The organism is Rhodococcus sp. NPDC057014 (assembly GCF_042673295.1).
GTDB lineage: Bacteria > Actinomycetota > Actinomycetes > Mycobacteriales > Mycobacteriaceae > Rhodococcus_F.
Map to the genome: position 1 here is coordinate 1 of NZ_JBHUSF010000532.1, position 3,370 is coordinate 3,370.

The 3,370-nt window shown below is 67.1% G+C and carries 3 protein-coding genes; 1 reads left to right on the forward strand and 2 read right to left on the reverse strand.

The genetic code is table 11. The features are described 5' to 3' along the window. Positions 1-341: FAD-dependent oxidoreductase (locus tag ACFTZB_RS44305; protein WP_378442168.1), on the reverse strand; the 341-nt coding region annotated here is incomplete at its 3' end. 67 nt (positions 342-408) lie between these two features. Here ACFTZB_RS44305 and ACFTZB_RS44310 point away from each other — a divergent pair. Next, complete coding sequence (locus ACFTZB_RS44310) at positions 409-2,484, forward strand: prolyl oligopeptidase family protein (protein WP_378442173.1); 2,076 nt, start codon at positions 409-411, stop codon at positions 2,482-2,484. 50 nt (positions 2,485-2,534) lie between these two features. Here ACFTZB_RS44310 and ACFTZB_RS44315 read toward each other — a convergent pair whose 3' ends face one another. Beyond that, positions 2,535-3,368 carry an alpha/beta fold hydrolase gene (locus tag ACFTZB_RS44315; RefSeq protein ID WP_378442171.1) on the reverse strand — a complete coding sequence of 278 codons (834 nt, stop codon included), beginning with the start codon at positions 3,366-3,368 and terminating at the stop codon, positions 2,535-2,537. Between the last annotated feature and the right edge of the window lie 2 nt (positions 3,369-3,370).

The window sequence follows — 3,370 nt, forward strand, 5'->3', positions numbered from 1 at the left end:
CCCTTGCCGTCGTACTCGGGGATCTTGTTCTTCTTCATCAGGAAGTGGATGCCCTTGACGCGGCCCTCGGCAACCTTGCGGCTGCGGTCGAACGCTGCGCCGAAGTCGAAGGACGCCTCACCCGAGATGCCGAACAACTTGGCCTCTTTTGTGAAGAGATGCGCAAGTTCGGCATTGCGGAGAAGAGCCTTCGAGGGGATGCAGCCCACGTTCAGGCACACACCGCCCCAGTACTTCTGCTCGATGATGGCAGTGCTCAGTCCGAGTTGTGCCGCGCGGATAGCAGCGACGTACCCACCGGGACCGGCTCCGAGGACAACGACGTCATAGTGTGAGGTCACGGTTGTTCAGGGTAGTCCCGTCCCGATTCGCTGTCTCCACGCGGTCGCGTTACCCGCGGGTAGCCTCATCTGTCACACCTTTGCCGCCGCGACCAGGCACGACACCGCCTGCAAGAATGGCGCCATGACGGATCCCTTCCTCTGGCTCGAAGATGTCACCGCGGAACGGTCACTCGACTGGGTGCGGGAGCGCAACGCCCGCACGCTCGCCGAGTACACGGAGAACGCCCGGTTCTCCGCGCTGGAGAGCCGGATCCTGGACGTGCTCGACACGGACGACCGGATCCCCTATGCGGGCATGCGCGGCGAGTACCTGTACAACTTCTGGCGCGACGGCGAGCACAAGCGCGGCATCTGGCGGCGCACCACCCTGGAGCAGTACCGCACCGACAACCCCGACTGGGACGTCCTGCTCGACGTCGACGCACTCGCCGAACGGGAGGGCGAGAACTGGGTATGGGCAGGCGCCAGCGTGCTGCGACCCGAGCAGTCGCGTGCCCTGCTGTCGTTCTCCCGCGGCGGCGCCGACGCGTCCGTGGTGCGCGAATTCGACCTCGAGAAGCGCGAATTCGTCGGCGGCGACCACGCGTTCGACGTCCCCGAGGCGAAGACCAGCATCAGCTGGATCGACAAGGACACCGTGTACGTCGGGACCGACTTCGGCGAGGGCTCGATGACCGACTCCGGCTATCCGAGGATCGCGAAGCGCTGGCATCGCGGCACCCCGTTCACCGAGGCGGTCACCGTCTTCGAGGGCGAGACCACCGACGTGTCCGTCGGCGCGTCGTACGACGACACCCCCGGGTACGAGCGGCACTTCGTCGGCCGGTCGATGGACTTCTACAACTCCGAACGCTACGAACTGCTCCCCGACGGGTCGAAGGTCCGGATCGACACCCCGGACGACGCGGGTTCGTCCGTGTACCGCGAGTGGCTGACCATCCGTCCGCGCACCGACTGGGAGGTGGACGGCACCGTCTACCCGGCCGGGTCGCTGCTCGTCGCGAACTACGCCGACTTCCTCGGCGGGTCCCGTGAGCTGACGCCGCTGTTCACTCCGGACGAGCACACGTCCCTCGAACAGGGAACGTGGACGAGGAACCACCTCCTCCTCGTGCGACTGTCGGACGTGCAGACCAAACTGTCGGTGCTCACGCCGAACGACAACGGCTGGGAGGAGAAGCCGCTCGACGGGGTCCCGGAACTCACAGCGAGCGGGGTCATCAGCACCGACCCGCGCACCGGCGACGACTTCTTCGTCAACTCCAGCGGATTCACCACGCCGGCGACACTGCTGTACGGCTCGATCGGTGGTGCGCTCGAACCCGTCAAGCAGGCGCCCTCGTTCTTCGACGCGGACGGCATGTCGGTGTCGCAGCACTTCGCGGTGTCCGACGACGGAACCGAGATCCCCTACTTCGTGGTACGCCGCGACGACGTGACCGGACCCTGCCCCACCATGCTGTACGGGTACGGCGGCTTCGAGAACTCGATGGTCCCCGGGTACAGCGGGTCGGTCGGGTTCGCGTGGCTCGAACGCGGCGGCGCGTACGTGGTCGCGAACATCCGCGGCGGCGGCGAGTACGGCCCGTCGTGGCACACCCAGGCGGTGCGGGAGGGCAGGCACAAGGCGTTCGAGGACTTCGCCGCCGTCGCCCGCGACCTCGTGGCCCGGGGCATCACGACGTCGAAGCAGCTCGGAATCCAGGGCGGCAGCAACGGCGGACTGCTCATGGGTGTCATGCTCACCCGCTATCCGGAGTTGTTCGGCGCGATCGTGTGCCAGGTTCCGCTCCTCGACATGAAGCGGTACCACCTGCTGCTCGCCGGGGCGTCGTGGATGGCCGAGTACGGTGACCCGGACAACCCGGACGACTGGAAGTTCATCGGCGAGTACTCGCCGTATCAGAACACCGACCCGGCGGCGGACTACCCGCCGATCCTCCTCACCACCTCCACCCGCGACGACCGCGTCCATCCCGGCCATGCCCGCAAGATGACGGCGCTGCTCGAGGAACAGGGCCACGACGTCTGGTACTACGAGAACATCGAGGGCGGGCACGGCGGCGCGGCGGACAACGCGCAGGCCGCGTTCAAGTCGGCGCTGACGTTCACGTTCCTGTGGGAGCAGCTCACCCGTTGACCCACCTGTGAGTACTTGTTAACCGCCCGCGGTTAACAAGTACTCACAGGTCAGGTGTGGTCGTGGATCCAGTCGACGATCCGGTCGACGGTGCTTGCAGGCTCGCGGATCCACCCGTTGTGGCCGAGCGGTTGCGGCTGGTGCCACAGCGTGACGTCGGCGTTGGGGAGTTTCGCGAGGAGGTTCTTCGCCGCCGATTCCGGAGCCAGATCGTCGCCTTCGACGGTCACGGACAGCACCGGCAGTGTCAGCCGGGCGATGCGCTCCTCGTAGTCGATGTCGGCGCCGTCGGGTTCGATCCTGCCGGTGCGGGCGAATCGCGACCAGTCGGTGATCAGCACCTTCGACTGCCGCCCGAACCCGCCGATGTCCAGTTTGTCGCCGGGCCAGAACCCGGCCAGGTTGGCGGTCATCGACATCGCCGCGGCGCCGACGAGCATCCGCGGGGCATGGATCCCGGGGAATCCGCGGTGATACGGCGACCCCGACGCGACGAGCACGATCCCGCCGAGCCGGCCCCGGATCCGCGCCCCGTACATCACGCCGAGCTGGCCGCCCATGCTGTGCCCCAGCAGGAACGGCGTCGCCGCCGGAAAACGCTCGCGCACCACCTCGAAGATCGCGGGAAAGTCGAGGGCCACCAGTTCGTGGTAGCCGTAGGTGCTGTCGCTGCTCGGGCGGGGGCGGCTGTCGCCCTGGCCGCGGAGTTCGCCGATCGCCGCGTTGAAACCGCGGGACACGAGTTCCTCGGCGAAGGGTTCGTAGTAGCCGGCGGGAATTCCCAGGCCGGGAAACACCACGATCACGGGGGCGTCGTCCGGGCCGGGAAACAGGCGAACCGGAGTGGTGGTTCCGTCGGGCATCTGGATCGGTACTGTCTCCACTT